Annotated in this window: 17 protein-coding genes; 10 read left to right on the forward strand and 7 right to left on the reverse strand. The window is 65.0% G+C overall.

Annotated features, from left to right (window positions below):
• Nucleotides 1-119 precede the first annotated feature (119 nt).
• Together VI340_RS12190 and VI340_RS12195 are read left to right on the forward strand one after the other, a co-directional pair.
• Nucleotides 120-416, forward strand: a complete 297-nt coding sequence (locus VI340_RS12190; RefSeq protein ID WP_023843411.1) for an EMC6-like membrane protein — start codon at nt 120-122, stop codon at nt 414-416.
• Between the two features lie 2 nt (nt 417-418).
• The gene (locus tag VI340_RS12195; protein WP_336358433.1) at nt 419-2,248 is read left to right on the forward strand and encodes a ribosome biogenesis/translation initiation ATPase RLI; all 1,830 of its coding nucleotides are present in this window, start codon (nt 419-421) and stop codon (nt 2,246-2,248) included.
• A 279-nt stretch (nt 2,249-2,527) separates the two neighbouring features.
• Here the strand turns inward: VI340_RS12195 and VI340_RS12200 are convergent, their stop codons facing one another.
• Nucleotides 2,528-2,743, reverse strand: coding sequence for a hypothetical protein (locus VI340_RS12200; protein WP_008307977.1), 216 nt, complete (start codon nt 2,741-2,743; stop codon nt 2,528-2,530).
• Nucleotides 2,744-2,811: 68 nt separating this feature from the next.
• On the reverse strand, nt 2,812-3,333 hold the full coding sequence (locus tag VI340_RS12205) for an archaemetzincin family Zn-dependent metalloprotease (RefSeq protein ID WP_004514915.1): 522 nt from the start codon (nt 3,331-3,333) through the stop codon (nt 2,812-2,814).
• A gap of 30 nt (nt 3,334-3,363) precedes the next feature.
• On the opposite strand from VI340_RS12205, the gene VI340_RS12210 reads away from it, so the two are divergent.
• The 4 genes from VI340_RS12210 (at nt 3,364) to npdG (ending at nt 5,927) form a co-directional block, all read left to right on the forward strand.
• Nucleotides 3,364-3,777: a UPF0146 family protein gene (locus VI340_RS12210; RefSeq protein ID WP_008307974.1), complete on the forward strand. Its 414-nt coding sequence runs from the start codon at nt 3,364-3,366 to the stop codon at nt 3,775-3,777.
• A 19-nt stretch (nt 3,778-3,796) separates the two neighbouring features.
• Complete coding sequence (locus VI340_RS12215) at nt 3,797-4,669, forward strand: TIGR01548 family HAD-type hydrolase (RefSeq protein WP_336358434.1); 873 nt, start codon at nt 3,797-3,799, stop codon at nt 4,667-4,669.
• A gap of 70 nt (nt 4,670-4,739) precedes the next feature.
• A complete protein-coding gene (locus VI340_RS12220; RefSeq protein WP_336358435.1) occupies nt 4,740-5,129 on the forward strand; it encodes a hypothetical protein in 390 nt (129 codons plus the stop codon).
• Nucleotides 5,130-5,258: 129 nt separating this feature from the next.
• Nucleotides 5,259-5,927 (forward strand): NADPH-dependent F420 reductase, encoded by a 669-nt coding sequence (gene npdG / locus VI340_RS12225; protein ID WP_008307971.1) that lies wholly within the window; start codon nt 5,259-5,261, stop codon nt 5,925-5,927.
• A 284-nt stretch (nt 5,928-6,211) separates the two neighbouring features.
• On the opposite strand, the gene VI340_RS12230 is transcribed toward npdG, so the two are convergent.
• Complete coding sequence (locus VI340_RS12230; RefSeq protein ID WP_008307970.1) at nt 6,212-6,478, reverse strand: thioredoxin family protein; 267 nt, start codon at nt 6,476-6,478, stop codon at nt 6,212-6,214.
• A gap of 115 nt (nt 6,479-6,593) precedes the next feature.
• Here VI340_RS12230 and VI340_RS12235 point away from each other — a divergent pair, with 115 nt between their 5' ends.
• The 3 genes from VI340_RS12235 to VI340_RS12245 are packed head-to-tail and all read left to right on the forward strand — an operon-like array spanning nt 6,594 to nt 8,574.
• On the forward strand, nt 6,594-6,755 hold the full coding sequence (locus VI340_RS12235; protein WP_004514908.1) for a preprotein translocase subunit Sec61beta: 162 nt from the start codon (nt 6,594-6,596) through the stop codon (nt 6,753-6,755).
• A 44-nt stretch (nt 6,756-6,799) separates the two neighbouring features.
• Nucleotides 6,800-7,174: a DUF7532 family protein gene (locus tag VI340_RS12240; RefSeq protein ID WP_336358436.1), complete on the forward strand. Its 375-nt coding sequence runs from the start codon at nt 6,800-6,802 to the stop codon at nt 7,172-7,174.
• Nucleotides 7,171-8,574, forward strand: coding sequence for a DUF402 domain-containing protein (locus VI340_RS12245; protein WP_336358437.1), 1,404 nt, complete (start codon nt 7,171-7,173; stop codon nt 8,572-8,574). Before VI340_RS12240 ends, VI340_RS12245 begins: the two co-directional genes overlap by 4 nt.
• Before the next feature lie 29 nt (nt 8,575-8,603).
• Here the strand turns inward: VI340_RS12245 and VI340_RS12250 are convergent, their stop codons facing one another.
• Both VI340_RS12250 and VI340_RS12255 read right to left on the reverse strand, forming a co-directional pair.
• Complete coding sequence (locus tag VI340_RS12250; RefSeq protein ID WP_336358438.1) at nt 8,604-10,013, reverse strand: LVIVD repeat-containing protein; 1,410 nt, start codon at nt 10,011-10,013, stop codon at nt 8,604-8,606.
• A 52-nt stretch (nt 10,014-10,065) separates the two neighbouring features.
• On the reverse strand, nt 10,066-10,644 hold the full coding sequence (locus VI340_RS12255) for an LURP-one-related/scramblase family protein (RefSeq protein ID WP_008307958.1): 579 nt from the start codon (nt 10,642-10,644) through the stop codon (nt 10,066-10,068).
• 135 nt (nt 10,645-10,779) lie between these two features.
• Between VI340_RS12255 and uvrA the strand changes: the two genes are divergently transcribed.
• Nucleotides 10,780-13,761 carry an excinuclease ABC subunit UvrA gene (uvrA, locus tag VI340_RS12260; protein ID WP_336358439.1) on the forward strand — a complete coding sequence of 994 codons (2,982 nt, stop codon included), beginning with the start codon at nt 10,780-10,782 and terminating at the stop codon, nt 13,759-13,761.
• Here the strand turns inward: uvrA and VI340_RS12265 are convergent.
• Both VI340_RS12265 and VI340_RS12270 read right to left on the reverse strand, forming a co-directional pair.
• A complete protein-coding gene (locus VI340_RS12265; RefSeq protein ID WP_336358440.1) occupies nt 13,758-14,339 on the reverse strand; it encodes a DUF3368 domain-containing protein in 582 nt (193 codons plus the stop codon). The two genes, uvrA and VI340_RS12265, sit on opposite strands and share 4 nt — an antisense overlap.
• Nucleotides 14,336-14,632 (reverse strand): UPF0175 family protein, encoded by a 297-nt coding sequence (locus VI340_RS12270; protein ID WP_008307955.1) that lies wholly within the window; start codon nt 14,630-14,632, stop codon nt 14,336-14,338. The genes VI340_RS12265 and VI340_RS12270 overlap by 4 nt, the downstream gene beginning before the upstream one ends.
• Nucleotides 14,633-14,698: the final 66 nt, after the last annotated feature.

Consider the following 14,698-nt stretch of genomic DNA (forward strand, 5'->3'; position numbering starts at 1 on the left):
TAATCACAAGCGCCGGGCGCATAAAGATTGAGGAGTCCATCTCGCCGCCGCACGCATTCGCGGCCGCGTCACAGTACTGAACCGCGCACCTTTTGGTTGCGGGTAGTGGAACGTGTGGTATGGCTACGGAAACGGCGGACGGAATGAGCTCCCATATGCGGGGGCTCACTGTCACGACGCTGACAGCCGTCGCTGGCATCGCCGCCGCGTTCGGTTCCAACGAGTTAGCGGCCACGCCGGACGCCCCGCAAGGGATACTTGTCCTCGCGGTCGCTATCGCAGCACAGTTCCCGATTCTGCGGGTGATCGGCATCGACACGGACGACCTCTCGGCGAAGGACGTGCTCTACATCGGCTTCATGACCTTCTCGCTGTGGTTCGTCTCGTGGGGCATTCTCCTCACGACGGGAGCGTAACGATGGCTGAAGACAGTATCGCCGTCGTCGACCTAGAGCGGTGTCAACCCGACCGCTGTAACTACGAGTGCATGAACTACTGCCCGCCAAACCGCAGCGGGAAAGAGTGCATCGTCAAGCGGGAGGACGAGTACGAGGAGGACGAGCCCTTCGAAGGCCAGCCCGACCAGGTCCGCATCTCCGAGGAGATCTGTCTGGGTGAGTCCTGCGGTATCTGCGTCAACAAGTGCCCGTTCGACGCTATCGAGATCATCAATCTCCCACAGGAGCTGACCGACGACCCGGTCCACCGCTACGGGGAGAACGCCTTCGCGCTGTACGGGCTTCCGAGTCCCGCCGAGGGCCAGGTCACCGGGATTCTCGGCCCGAACGGCATCGGGAAGACCACCGCCGTCCGCATCCTCGCCGACGAGATGCAACCCAACCTGGGCCGGTACGGCGAGGAACCGAACTGGGACGAAATTCTCGACGAGTACCGCGGGACCGCCCTGCAAGAGTACCTCGAACAGATGCGCGACGGCGACGTGAGCGTCGCTCGCAAGCCCCAGTACGTCGACCGGATTCCGGACCAGTTCGACGGCAAAGCCATCGAGCTGCTGGACCAGACCGACGAACGCGGCGACCTCGACTACCTCATCGAGCAGACGGGTATCGAGCCGGTCGTCGACAACCACATCGACGACCTCTCCGGCGGGGAACTCCAGCGGGTCGCGCTCGTCGCCACGCTGGCGCGGGACGCCGATTTCTACTTCCTCGACGAGATCACGCCGTATCTGGACATCGGCCAGCGGATGACCGCCGCACGGCTCATCCGGGAACTCGCCGAGGAGGAGGACCGCTCGATGCTCGTCGTCGAGCACGACCTCGCCATCCTGGACCTGCTCGCGGACAATATCAACGTCGCCTACGGGACCCCCGGCGCGTTCGGTGTCATCACGCCCCCAAAATCGACGAAGAAGGGCATCAACGAGTACCTCTCGGGCTACCTCGAAAACGAGAACATGCGCATCCGCCAGACGGACATCGAGTTCGAGGAGCACGCGCCACGGAGCGCTTCCACCGGCGACGTGGTTATCGAGTACCCCGAGCTCCAGAAGAGCTACGGCAGCGGCGAGTTCTCGCTGGACGTCGAGGCCGGCACCATCCGCGAGAGCGAAGTGCTGGGCGTCGTCGGCCCGAACGGTATCGGGAAGTCGACGTTCGCGAAGATGCTCGCCGGCCGGCTCGAACCGACCGCGGGCGACATCGACACCAGCCTCGACATCGCCTACAAGCCCCAGTACATCGAGATAGACCAGCCGATGCGCGTCGACGCCTTCCTCGCGTCGATTACGGACGACTTCGGGAGTTCCTACTGGAACACCGAAATCGCACAGCCGCTCCAACTGGAGTCGGTGATGGAACAACAGCTCACCGACCTCTCGGGCGGGGAGCGTCAGCGGGTCGCCATCGCGGCCTGCCTCTCGAAGGACGCCGACCTCTACCTGCTGGACGAGCCTTCTGCCCATCTGGACGTGGAGCAGCGCGTCATGGCGACCTCTGCCATCCGGCGCTACGCGGAGAACCACGACGCGACGGCGATGGTCATCGACCACGACATCTATATGATCGACCTGCTGGCCGACCGCCTGCTCGTCTTCGACGGCGAGCCGGCCCGGAACGGCCACGCCGCGCCGCCACAGGGCATGCGCGAGGGGATGAACGAGTTCCTGAAGAACCTCGATATCACCTTCCGCCGCGACGAGCGGACCTCACGGCCCCGCATCAACAAGCCCGACTCGCAACTGGACCGCGAGCAGAAGAACGCCGGCGAGTACTACTACGCGCCGTAGGCTCAGGGCGGAGCGAGGTCGGCGAGAGCCAGACGGCGACTGTCTCGTCATCGGAAATCTACGGGTGGAGGGAGCTCAGCCGGAGCCGTTTTTGCGAGAACAGCTGTGCTCAAGCGGTTTCGTCGACGGAGGTCGCTGCTCGACGGTCGCGCCTGCCGAACCGCGCTCGGCGTGCTGTTGAATCCACAGATCATCTCGGGAGTTAGCTGGTGAGACTACGTCACAGGTGGTAGTACAGCCGCTACTCGCAAAGGGGAGACGCAGGAATAGTCCGCGGCGTTACGCCGCTGGATCACTGTCACTGCTCGTCTCGGACCCTGCGACTGCATCGTCAAGACCGTCGGCGACTTCTGCCGGGTCGAACTCCTCATCGGGGTCGAGTTCGCGGTCGGTCTGCTCGTCTGTCTGGGGTTCAGTGACTGATTCGTCACCGGTGACCGTCACGAAGATGTCTCGCAGTTCCGCAACGCGCTCGGGGGACTGACTCTTGCTCATCGCGTATGTGTACAAGTACCACAGGAGTGTAGGCGCTATACCGAATCAGTTTGGTATCTGTTCGCAAACTACAGGACGTTTCGCTGGCAAGAGCCACACAGCGAGACTTCCTTCACGTCGACTTGTCGGACAGTGGGGGAGAAGTTCATCACGCAGCGCTTGTTGTCACAGTGCTCCAGCCCGAGGGTATGGCCGACTTCGTGGACGACCTCCTTGCGAACCCGCTGTGAGAAGATCTCGCCGGCCGAGCGGTTCGAGAAGCCGCCATCGGAGGAGGTCTGGAGCCGATACGTGGAGATGACGCTGCCGGAGCCGCCGAGGTACGCGAGACCGAAAACGTAGTTCCGACGGCGGTAGAAGAGGTCTTTCGGCGTGATAGCGATGTTTTTGCCGCCGGAGCCGACCCGGCGGGCGAGGTCGATAAACTCCTCTGCGCGGTACTGGTCGCGGTCCCCATCGTACGCGCCGGCGGGAATGGACTGTGGCTCGTGCATCGAGACCTCACAGTCGTAGACGGAGCGAAGTCCGTCCGAGGCCTCGCGTTTGACCTGGGCCGAGACCTCGCCCACCGGCACGATGTCGACGTGCATGGGAACGCATATGCGCCCGCATCTCATAAATTGTACGACGTGACCGACACCACCGACCCGCTCGTCGACCGACTGGCGTCCGTCGATTCGGTCGTCGAGGTCGGCGTCGGAAACCACCCTGACGTAGCCGGGGCCCTGGCCGAGCGGGGCGTGGACGTGACCGCAACGGACATCGTCGAACGGGCGGTCCCCGAGGATGTGCGGTTCGTTGTCGACGATATTCTCGACCCCGACGAGTCTGTCTATGCGGGGTGTGATATCGTGTTCGCCCGGAATTTACCACCGGAACTGCACCGGCCGACGCTAGCCGTCGCCAACGCCGTCGGGGCGGCGTTCTGGTTCACCACGCTGGGTGGCGACCAGCCGACGGTCGCCGTCGAGCGCGAACAGCTCCCGGGCGGGGAGACGCTGTACCGGGCGAAAGATAGCAAGGCGCTTGAGTGAGGACCGCCTTCGCTCGCTCATGCAAATCGACGCGGTCGTCCTCGACATCGACGGCGTGCTGGTGGACGTGGCCGACTCCTACCGCCGAGCTATCGTCGAATCCATCGACCGGGTGTACGGCGATACAATCGAGAAATCGGCGGTCCAGCAGTTCAAGGACGCCGGCGGGTTCAACAACGACTGGGAACTGACCTACGCAGCCGCGCTGTTCGTTCTCGCCGGCCGCGAGTCGGCTGTCTCCGACCTGGCGGCGTTTACCGACGCCATCGCCGAGCGCGGCGGCGGTCTCGACGCGGCCGAAGCCGTGGTTCGTGACCTGCTCGACGATTCGGCCGAAGACCGGGTCTTTGACGCCTGGGACCCCGAACAGCTCCGGGACGTGTTCCAGACGCTGTATCTCGGAACCGACCTCTACCGTGATATTGAAGGTGGGGAACCGATGTTTGACGCGCCGGGGTTCATTCATCACGAGCCGCTGCTGGTCGACGACGAGACGCTGGCGGCCCTGCAGGACCGCTTCGCCGTCGGCGTTGTCACCGGCCGCCCCGCCGCCGAGGCCGACATCGCGCTGAAGCGGGTCGGCCTTGACCTGCCGCCGGAACACCGCTTCACCATGGACGACTGGGACGAAGGCAAGCCCCACCCCGCCGCCCTGCAAACACTCGCCGAGCGCTTCGACGCCGAGCGGGTCGCCTTCGCCGGGGACACCCTCGACGACGTTGCGACCGCGGTCAACGCCGACGAAGCCGACGACGACCGCGTGTACTACGGCATCGGCGTCCTCACCGGCGGGCTGACCGGCGACGCCGGCCGCCGGACGTTCGCCAACAACGGCGCGAGCGCCGTCGTCGAATCGGTCACCGACCTCCCGGAACTTCTCGACGCGGCGTAGCCCGCGTCACCGGCAGCGCCCCTCGACCACAAACAGCAACGGTTTCACCGGCGGGACAGAGACCTCGGGTATGCGACGACTGCCGACGTTTGGCTGGGCAGTCCTGGTGAGCATCTGGGCCGGGCTCGTCGGGGGCGCGGTCATCCGTGAGCCGTCGGTCGATCTGGTGCCGCTGTACGCCGTCACCTGCCAGCTAATCGGCCTCGTCGCGGCCTACTGGACGATGCGCGAACGCGACGACATCCTCGAATCCGTCCACCGGCCGGGCCGTGTCGGGATGTTCATCATCGTCCTCTTTTTCGTGATGGTCCCGCTCTCGACGATATTTGCTCTCTGGCTCGGGGCCACCTCGGTCCCCGGCGTCGCGACACAGTGGCTCAGCTATCTGGTGGGCCTCGGGAGCGCGCTGTACGTCGCCTTCGCCGGCGGGTTCGACCGGGCCTGGGAAGAGTACACCTGATACTGTCGGCTGTACATCTGTGAAGAATTTCGCCACACGGGGTGGCGAATATCGGACACTAGGGACAGCCAACAGTATGACCGAACCTGTCACACAACGTTTATTCAGTGGTCGGCCTACGCCGTAAGTATGGACATCGCGTTGCTTGGCGGTACTGGAGACATCGGCCAAGGTCTCGCCCTCCGCTGGGCTGACGACACCAACCACACGATCATCATCGGCTCCCGGAAAGCCCAGAAGGCGGCGAACAAAGCGGAGGAGTACGAGACAGAACTGGCCAGCCGCGGCCACGACGACGTGGCAATCGCCGGCCTGGGTAACGAGGACGCCGCCGCCCGCGCCGACGTAGTGGTCGCCGCCGTCCCCGCCTACCACCTCACGGACACCATCGACGCCGTCGCCGACGAACTCGACGACGCCACGCTCGTTTCCCCCGCCGTCGGGATGCAACGCGACGAGGACGGCTTCCACTACAACCGCCCCGGTGCCGGCAGCGTCACGCAACTGGCCGCCAACGCCGCCCCCGACGACACGCCTGTTGTCGGCGCGTTCCACAACCTCGCGGCCGGTCGCCTCGCCAACCTCGACGCCGACCTCGACTGGGACACCATCGTCGTCGGCGACGACACCGACGCCAAGGACACCGTCTGTGAACTCGCCGAGGGCATCGAGGGGATTCGCGCCCTCGATGGCGGTCCGCTCGCCAACGCCGCCGAAATCGAGGGGCTGACGCCGTTGCTCATCAACGTCGCCCGCCACAACGACGGCCTGCACGACCTGGGCGTCCGCTTCCAATAGTACCTTTTTACGTCACCCCCTCTCCTCGCGCGCTCACAGAGCGCGCTGTGGGGAGCGGGTTCGCAAAAATCTACGCTAAAAACGACCTTCTCGCTCCCGCTGGTCGCGAGAAGTGAAACCGCTCGCCGCTGGCGAGCGGTATGTTTTGCTGCACTCACTCGGCTACCGCAACGGCGGCGCTACTACTAGTCCTGCTTCGGCGGCAGCCCTACCCTTCCCCGACGCCAGCGACGAGACGCTGGCGCGGCCGCTATCGGGGTGACGAACCACAAAAAACGACTGAGTTACGCTGAGGCCTGCTGCAGCGCGTCGTCGATGTCGTCAGCCTGCGTGACGCCGACGAAGCGCTCAACGATGCCGTCGTCGTTCTCGATGATGAGCGTCGGGAGGGAGCGCACCTGGTACTCGTTGGCAACGTCCTGTTCCTCGTCGACGTTGATCTTCTCGAACTCGACGTCCGTCCAGTCCTCCTCGAGGTCTTCGAGGATCGGGTCCTGCGTTTTGCAAGGGCCGCACCAGTCCGCGTAGAAGTCCTTCAGTGTAACCGTCATAGTACTCTGTTCGTGTTAGCCCGCGGTATCTGATAAGGGTTATCCATGTGTACCGGAGGCACGCAATCGCGGGCGACCCGAAAGGCTTAGTGTTGGTGATACACCACCCTGAAGTATGAGTGGCAGCGACGGCGGCGGACTGATGTCCAGTGCGGGACTGGTCCGATATTTCGACGCCGAAGACCAGAACACGATCCGTATCGACCCTCGAACAATCGTCGCGACCGGCGTCATGTTCGGGCTGTTGATGCTCGTGCTGAACGCGATGATCGTGTAGGCGATTCCGCACTGTTTTCTGCTCCCCGCCACTGACTCGCGGGTATGCACTTCACGCAACGCGAACAGCAGGCGCTCCGCGACGCCGGCGTCGATCAGGAGACCATCGAAGCGGCCTCCGACACAGTAGTGGACGCCACCGACGACGCGGCCGCAGAACTCGAAGCCTTCTTCGACGGCCGCGAGACGGTGTACTCCGATATGGACATCGCCCACAGTTCCAGCGAGATTCAGGAACACACTGTCGAATACTGCGACCTGTTCACCCACGCCGACGACATCCGGGGGTATCTGCGCTTCGGCACCTGGGGCGTCCCGGTCGAGGGCGGACGCGTTCTGAGCGACGAGAAAGTAGAGCTCTCGCTGGGGCCGACAGTCCACGGACGGGTCCGCTTTGCCGCCGCCGAGGACGCGCTATGACCGTCCGGGTCAGGGGCATCTACGCGACGGCGCTGACCCGGTTGCTGCGCGAGGCAGACCACGAGGTCGTTCAGGCGTCGGAACCGATCCAGAACCGCTTCGACGGCGAGTTCGCCGACGAGCGGGCGGCGGTCACCGTGGCGACGACGGACGACCAGCAGGGCGTCGGCGTCATGGGGGACACCGATATCGCCAAAGGTGTCATCGACCGCCTGACCGAAATTGGCCGGGACACGCTCCACTGGGACGACCCGACGCCAGAGGGCGCGGTCTACGCCGGCACCGTGACCGAGACGCTGGGGAGCGGGGCTGTCGTCGACCTCGGCGACGGCGAAGGCTTTCTCCCGTACTCGTCCTCGGACGAACGCGTCGAGACCGGCGATACGCTCCGGGTGCAGGTCGTCGGGGCGAGCGCGCCGTGGACGAACGGCCGACCCGTACTAGAGACGACCGTCGCGGTCCGCGGGTCGCTGCTCTCGCTCGTGCGCGGCGAGACCGCCAGCACACCGGGGACTGGCGGCCCGGCAATGCTTGACCTCATCGCTGCGGAGCCCCGGGACGGCTGGGGCGTCTCGTGGGAATCAGCGAGCGAGGACGCGAGCTTCGACGCGCTGGCCGAGGCCCTCGACGCCGCCAACGACCGCGCGGCGACCGTCGACGACGCGCTTGCGGGAGCCGACGCCCCCGAGGACTGCGCCCCCGGTCGCTACGACGAGGGGCTTTCGACGGCGTGGCTGTGGTTCGGCCGCGAGAGCCGCTTCGCGCTCGACGAGGCCCGCCGCGAGGTGACGGCGACGATGTCGGGCCACCACCGCGTGAAGGCCGGGGACCGCGCCGCCAGCGCCGCCGTCGACTACGTCGAGGCGCTGTGTGACGACATCGCGGCAGACGGCGAGACCGACTTCCCCTTCGCCGTGACAGCCCGGCAGTTCGGCCCGCAGGTCGGCGGGTCGCTGTCGCTGGGCCACGGCAAGCCCGACGGTCGGCTCATCACGCTGGGCAACGGCGAGGTCCAGTCGGTCGACGACGACGGAACGGTGACCATCGAGCGGGAGATGAGTCCCGGCGGCACCTACGACGCCCTCGGCGTCCCGAAGGAGGCCGGCGACATCGCCGAGACAAAGGTCAAGGAGGGGCGCTGGTGGTATCCGACGGTGTACCGCGACAGCGACGGCGAGAAGAAGGGCACCTACGTCAACGTCTGCACGCCCGTCGAGGTATTCCCCGACACCGCCCGGTACGTGGACCTCCACGTCGACGTGGTGAAACACGCCGACGGCACCGTCGAGCGGGTCGACGACGACGAACTCGACGCGGCCGTCGAGCGGGGACACATCTCCGAACCGCTGGCCGAGCGCGCCCGGAGCGTCGCCGCCGCTGTCAAGAGTGCGCTGGAGTGACGGAGCGAGGCCAGTCACGCGACGCGGCGTCAGTCGTGCCGGCGTCGGGCGCGCCAGGCTGCCAGCCCGACTGCAGCCAGCGCCGAGCCGACGCCGAAGCCGGGGCCGCCGACACCGAGGGAGGTGCCGTCAGTGCCACCGGCCCCGGCGTCCGTAGCCGACGCGTCGGCCGTCGGCGTCCGTATCCGCGGGTCCGGGAACGTGTACAGCGCGGGCTGGACCTCCGTCCCCTGACTCGCGTTCGTGCTCCCGGCGACGAAACAGCCGGCGGCCCGCTGGGCGGTCCAGAAGGAAGTCGCGTCGGTGTTTCGCCACTCGAAAACCTGTTCGGGGGCGGTCGGGTCCGTCAGGTCGTGAACGCGGACGCCGCCGTTGTACCACGCGGAGTAACAGCGGTTGTCGGTCAGTTCGAAGTTGTGTGCCGTCGTGAGGATGCCCCCCGGCGTGGGGTCCGAGGTCGGCGGTGGGTCGAGCGTCGACAGCAGCTCGGCGTCGTCCGGGTCGCTGATGTCGTACAGGTCGATGCCGCTCGGGCCGCCGCTGCCGTCGTCACTGAGGTCCCACGACTCGCCGCCGACGCCCAGCAGCGACGCGTCCTCGTCGACCGTCACGAAGTGGTCGTTGCCCGGCGGTTCGCTCCGCTCGGTTCCCGGGTCCTCGATGGCGACGAGGTCCTCGGGAGTCCGGCCGCGGACGTTCGCTACCAACGAGATATCACTCGGGTCTGATACGTCGACAATCCACGTCCCGCCGTCCCAGTACGCCAGATACGCCCGGTCGTGCTGCACCCACACGTCGTGCAGCGGCCAGAGGCTGGTCGGCACGTCGGCCCAGGCGTCACCGGCGTCTAACAGCGACCACTCGCCGACTTCCTGCTCAGTTTCAGTGTCGACGACGAGCAAGGGGTTACCGTCGCGGTCGTTCGCGGTCAGATAGGCGTAACGGCCGTCGAAGTGGCAGTTGTGGATACGCGTGTCCAGTTCGAGGCCCGCGATTCGTGTCGGGTCCCGCCTGTCGCTCACGTCGAAGACGACGAAGCCGTGGGCACCATCGGCGGGGTGGGCCGGCCCAGCGGCCAGCAACCGCGAGCCGCTGACAGCGAGGTCCTGCACGCGCTGTATCGGTCCGTTGTCACTGTCGGCCAGCAGGTCCGTCCGTCGGCTGAGCGGTCGCGGACTGGTCGGCGTGACGAGGTCGACGAGCGCGACGCCGTCGCCCGTCGCGACGTAGGCCGTGTGTCCGTCGGGGCTGGTAACGACCTCGTACACCGTCTCCATCTCCAGCACGCCCAGCGGGTCCTCGCCGACCGGGGTGTCGGAGGCCGCTGGCTCGGCCGTCCCGTCACCGGTCGGCGACGGATGGCCACGGGTCGTCCCCGTAGCCAGACCGACACCTGTTCCTGCGAGGGCGAGTCGTCGGAGGACCGTCCGGCGGCGCATAGCCGTCCCTGCGGGAGCCAGGGCAAGAAGGATTCCGGTGCCCGCAGATCGATTAGTTCCCCTGAATGGCGTCGATGACCATCGCTGCGGCGATGATCGGCTCCTTGGGGACCGTGCTGGCGTCGTCGATGGTGATCTCGTAGCGGTCTTTCAGCGAGAACTGCCCGTCGATGTTGCCGACGTGGTTGCCGTCCTGGTCGGTGATCTCGTACTTGTGGGGGATCCACCCGCCGAACGGGACGACGTTGCGGGCGATGGTCACGAGCGCGCCTTGAGAGTTGATTTCGGCGATCTTCGCCTCGGTACTGGCGTCCCGAATCTTCCACGTATCTTGGAAGATGGAGTAGTCGTTGTCGAGGATGACGATGTCCTCGCCGGTCTTGGAGTCGGTCAGCACGTAGTTACCGGCCACGTCGATGATGCCGCCGGCCTTGACCTGGAACACCTCGTTGTCGTTTGCGTCGACGAACGGGAACTCCTCTTTCATCTTCATCATCTTCTGTTTCCCGCGGAGGACGACGTTCCCGGCGGCGTCCATGGCTTTGTACTTGCTGCGTATCAGGCTCTGTTCGACTGTGTAGCTGTCGTCGGAGAGGTCGATTCCGGTGATATCGTAGTCGCTCGTTCCCATACCAATCTCATATTCGATATTCGTGGTAAATCTTTCGCCACACTGTTCAAAATAAAAATAGGCCCACGCAAGGAGTCCGCCGCCGAGACCCGAACCGACAGGGTTTCCCGCCTACCGACCAAGTAAAATCCAAGAATGAGCAAGGATATAATCGAGGTCCGAGGGGCCGAGGAACACAACCTCAAGGACGTCGACGTGGAGATTCCCCGCGAGGAACTGACAGTCGTCACCGGGCTGTCGGGGTCGGGCAAATCCTCGCTCGCATTCGAGACGGTGTACGCCGAGGGCCAGCGGCGCTACATCGAATCGCTCTCCGCCTACGCACGGAACTTCCTGGGGCAGATGGACAAGCCACAGGTCGAGAACGTCGAGGGCCTGTCACCGGCCATCTCTATCGACCAGAAGAACGCGGCCAACAACCCCCGCTCGACGGTCGGGACCGTCACTGAACTGCACGACTACCTCCGTTTGCTCTACGCGCGCGTCGGCACGCCCCACTGTCCGGAGTGTGGCCGCGAGGTCGGTGAGCAGTCCGCACAGAACATGGTCTCCCGGATTCTGGAACTCCCCGAGGGGACCCGCGCCAAGCTGTGTGCGCCGGTCGTCCGCGACCAGAAGGGGGCCTTCGAAGACCTGTTCGACGACCTCGTGAGCGAGGGGTACAGCCGCGTCGAGGTCGACAGCGAGGAGTTCGACCTCACGATGGACCGACCTGAACTGGACGAGAACTACGACCACACGGTCGACGTGGTCGTGGACCGCGTGAAGATCTCGCCGGACGCCCGCTCGCGCATCACGGACTCCGTCGAGACCGCGCTCGAAGAGGCCGACGGGACGCTGAAGGTCATCCTGCCAGACCCGGCGGCGGGCGCTGCGGAGACGCTCGGTGGGTCGGATGCCAGAGCCACCGGCGACCTCGCCGACGGGGACGAGGAAGGCGACGGAGCCTCCTCGGATCGTGTCGTCGTCGAACTCTCCGAGGATCTGGCCTGTACCCACTGTGGCATCGATATCTCCGAAATAGAGACGCGGTCGTTCTCGTTCAACTCACCCCACGGAGCCTGCCCGGAGTGTGAGGGGTTGGGCGAGACGAAAGAGGTCAGCGAGGACCTCGTCATCACCGACCCGACGAAGCCGCTCAAGCACGTCTTCGAGCCCTGGAGCTACGACCGGACGTACTACTCGCGGCAACTGGACAACGTCGCCGAGCACTTCGGCGTGGACCTCTCGACACCGTTCGAGGAGCTAGACGAGTCCATCCGGCGGCAGTTCCTCTACGGGACCGACAGCCAGGTCCACTTCGAGTGGCGAACGAAGAACGGCACCCGAGAGAAGACCGAGCGCTTCGAGGGCGTCATCCCCAACCTGGAGCGGCGACACGTCGAGACGGATTCGGACCGCGCCCGCGAACACATCGAGGAGTTCATGGCCACGACGACGTGCCCGGCCTGCGAGGGGACGCGACTCAAAGCCGAGTCGCGGGCGGTCCTCGTGGACGGCACCTCGATAACCGAGGTCAACGAGATGTCCATCAGCGACGCGCTGGCGCACTTCGAGGGCATGGAAGAGACCCTCTCGGCCCGCGACCGAAAGATCGCCGAGGAGATCCTCAAGGAAATCCGGGCCCGCCTTGGCTTCATGACCGAGGTCGGGCTGGACTACCTGACGCTGGACCGCGAGGCATCGACGCTCTCTGGCGGCGAGAGCCAGCGGATTCGGCTGGCGACCCAGATTGGGAGCGGCCTCGTCGGCGTCCTCTACGTCCTCGACGAGCCCTCCATTGGGCTGCACCAGCGGGACAACGACCGGCTGCTGAACACGCTCGAAGAGCTCCGGGACCTCGGCAACACCCTGCTGGTGGTCGAACACGACACCGAGACGATGCGTCGGGCTGACACCATCATCGACATGGGGCCGGGGCCGGGCAAGCGCGGCGGCGAGGTCGTCGTCAACGGCCCGATGGACGACCTCATCGACACCGACGAGTCGGTGACCGGGAAGTACCTCTCGGGCGAGCGGACGATTCCGGTCCCCGACAGCCGCCGGGATTCCGACGGCGAAATTACGGTTCGGGGCGCTCGCCAGCACAACCTCGCGGACCTCGACGTGTCCATCCCGCTGGGGACCTTCACCGCCATCACAGGCGTCTCCGGCTCCGGGAAGTCGACGCTGATGCACGACGTGCTGTACAAGGGCGTTGTCCGTCGGATGAACGATACTGACGTGAACCCGGGCGAACACGACGCCATCGACGGCCTCGACGACATCGAGACGGTGCGGCTCATCGACCAGTCGCCCATCGGCCGCACCCCTCGCTCGAACCCGGCGACGTACACCAACGTCTTCGACCACATCCGGGAGCTGTTCGCCGAGACGAACCTGGCGAAACAGCGCGGCTACGAGGTCGGCCGGTTCTCGTTCAACGTCAAGGGCGGCCGCTGTGAGGGCTGTGGCGGCCAGGGGACGGTCACCATCGACATGAACTTCCTCTCGGACGTGACGGTGCCCTGCGAGGAGTGTGGCGGCGCGCGCTACAACGACGAGACGCTGGACGTGACCTACAAGGGCGCGACCATCGCCGACGTGCTGGAGATGACCGTCGAGGAGGCCTACGACTTCTTCGAGAGCCATTCGGGGATTCGCCGCCGGCTGGAACTCCTGAAGGACGTGGGCCTGGACTACATGCGGCTGGGCCAGCCTTCGACCACGCTCTCCGGCGGCGAGGCCCAGCGCGTCAAGCTCGCCGAGGAACTCGGCAAGAAGGACTCCGGCGAGACGCTGTACCTGCTTGACGAACCCACGACCGGGCTCCACCCTGAGGACGAGCGCAAGCTCATCGACGTGCTCCACCGGCTCACCGACGACGGCAACACGGTGGTTGTCATCGAGCACGAACTCGACCTGGTGAAAAACGCCGACCACATAATCGACCTCGGGCCGGAGGGCGGCGAGAACGGCGGCGAACTCGTCGCCGAGGGCACCCCGGAGGACGTGGCCCGGACCGAGGCGTCCTACACCGGGCAGTACCTCCGTGACCTCCTGCCGAACGTCGAGCTTGAGGGGCCGCGAGCAGACCGCGAGCTATCGGCCGAACAGCCGGCTGCGGACGACGACTAATTGGCCGCGTCGTCGATCAATCGCTCCGCTCGCTTCACGAGACTCGCACTGAGGCGGGCTCCGACTTCATCCATCGCATAGAGCGTCTCCTTTGCGGCGTCTGGATCGATATCCCCGGTTTCCACGGCACGGACGAGTACACCGATTGTCCCCGAAACCGGTAGCGATATTGACTTACAAGCCTTCCGGAGCGGTTTGTCATCGGTGATGACGACACACTCGTCCGCAAGTCGAGCGCCGGTGAGCAGTGCAACATCGCCGTCGACGATCATTGGAACTTTTCTTTCGGTATCGATTACTGACCCAGGATCGTTCCCGAGTCGAGCCGCTGAATCGGAAACGAGTTCATCTTGATCTTCCTCTCCGGCCCAGGCGAGAATATTAGTTTGAACGATACTCCCTTCATCTATGCAGGTGTCGAGTGCTGATTTAGCAGGCTCTTTCGAGATCTCGAATTTTACCGCCCGAGGGACGACCAATCCTCCACGCACGGAATCGAGTAAATCAATCGACCCGGTTTCAGCTAATGTAATAATAACGCTCGCATCAAGAAGTACGACCCGCCCGTTCCAGATCATCGAAGTGCGTCTACGTCGTCAGCCAGATCGACCTCGTCGTAGTTCGACAGAACTCCGCGGTCGTTCGCTTCAGCCATCATCTCCGCGATGGTGAGCCCTGCCAACTCCGCCGCACCGCGCATCCCGACCGCTCCGTCCTGATAGCGCTGGAGGGCGACCCGAATGAGTTCCTCGCGAGCGCCTTGCCGGATCGCCTGTCGGATCGCGTCGCTCCGACTCTCTCCTTTCGCCTCAGCGAGACGCGCCACCAGATCGAGTTCCGTATCGCTCATTCGAGTAGTGACGTTCTCCATGCGAAATGCAACGTATTGCATCGTATTAAGCGTGCGGTCATACCTGAGAGTGATGCCGTGTTCCGG

The sequence above is a fragment of the Haloarcula sp. CGMCC 1.6347 genome (assembly GCF_037078395.1).
Taxonomy (GTDB): domain Archaea; phylum Halobacteriota; class Halobacteria; order Halobacteriales; family Haloarculaceae; genus Haloarcula; species Haloarcula amylolytica.

Bases quoted from the DNA above. Each gene is read 5' to 3' on its own strand.
- VI340_RS12250 (WP_336358438.1), bottom strand. From the start codon at position 10,013: ATGCGCCGCCGGACGGTCCTCCGACGACTCGCCCTCGCAGGAACAGGT.
- VI340_RS12190 (WP_023843411.1), top strand. From the start codon at position 120: ATGGCTACGGAAACGGCGGACGGAATGAGCTCCCATATGCGGGGGCTC.
- VI340_RS12195 (WP_336358433.1), top strand. From the start codon at position 419: ATGGCTGAAGACAGTATCGCCGTCGTCGACCTAGAGCGGTGTCAACCC.
- VI340_RS12245 (WP_336358437.1), top strand. From the start codon at position 7,171: ATGACCGTCCGGGTCAGGGGCATCTACGCGACGGCGCTGACCCGGTTG.
- VI340_RS12255 (WP_008307958.1), bottom strand. From the start codon at position 10,644: ATGGGAACGAGCGACTACGATATCACCGGAATCGACCTCTCCGACGAC.
- VI340_RS12265 (WP_336358440.1), bottom strand. From the start codon at position 14,339: ATGATCTGGAACGGGCGGGTCGTACTTCTTGATGCGAGCGTTATTATT.
- VI340_RS12240 (WP_336358436.1), top strand. From the start codon at position 6,800: ATGCACTTCACGCAACGCGAACAGCAGGCGCTCCGCGACGCCGGCGTC.
- VI340_RS12220 (WP_336358435.1), top strand. From the start codon at position 4,740: ATGCGACGACTGCCGACGTTTGGCTGGGCAGTCCTGGTGAGCATCTGG.
- VI340_RS12200 (WP_008307977.1), bottom strand. From the start codon at position 2,743: ATGAGCAAGAGTCAGTCCCCCGAGCGCGTTGCGGAACTGCGAGACATC.
- VI340_RS12205 (WP_004514915.1), bottom strand. From the start codon at position 3,333: ATGCACGTCGACATCGTGCCGGTGGGCGAGGTCTCGGCCCAGGTCAAA.
- VI340_RS12230 (WP_008307970.1), bottom strand. From the start codon at position 6,478: ATGACGGTTACACTGAAGGACTTCTACGCGGACTGGTGCGGCCCTTGC.
- npdG (WP_008307971.1), top strand. From the start codon at position 5,259: ATGGACATCGCGTTGCTTGGCGGTACTGGAGACATCGGCCAAGGTCTC.
- uvrA (WP_336358439.1), top strand. From the start codon at position 10,780: ATGAGCAAGGATATAATCGAGGTCCGAGGGGCCGAGGAACACAACCTC.
- VI340_RS12235 (WP_004514908.1), top strand. From the start codon at position 6,594: ATGAGTGGCAGCGACGGCGGCGGACTGATGTCCAGTGCGGGACTGGTC.
- VI340_RS12215 (WP_336358434.1), top strand. From the start codon at position 3,797: ATGCAAATCGACGCGGTCGTCCTCGACATCGACGGCGTGCTGGTGGAC.
- VI340_RS12270 (WP_008307955.1), bottom strand. From the start codon at position 14,632: ATGGAGAACGTCACTACTCGAATGAGCGATACGGAACTCGATCTGGTG.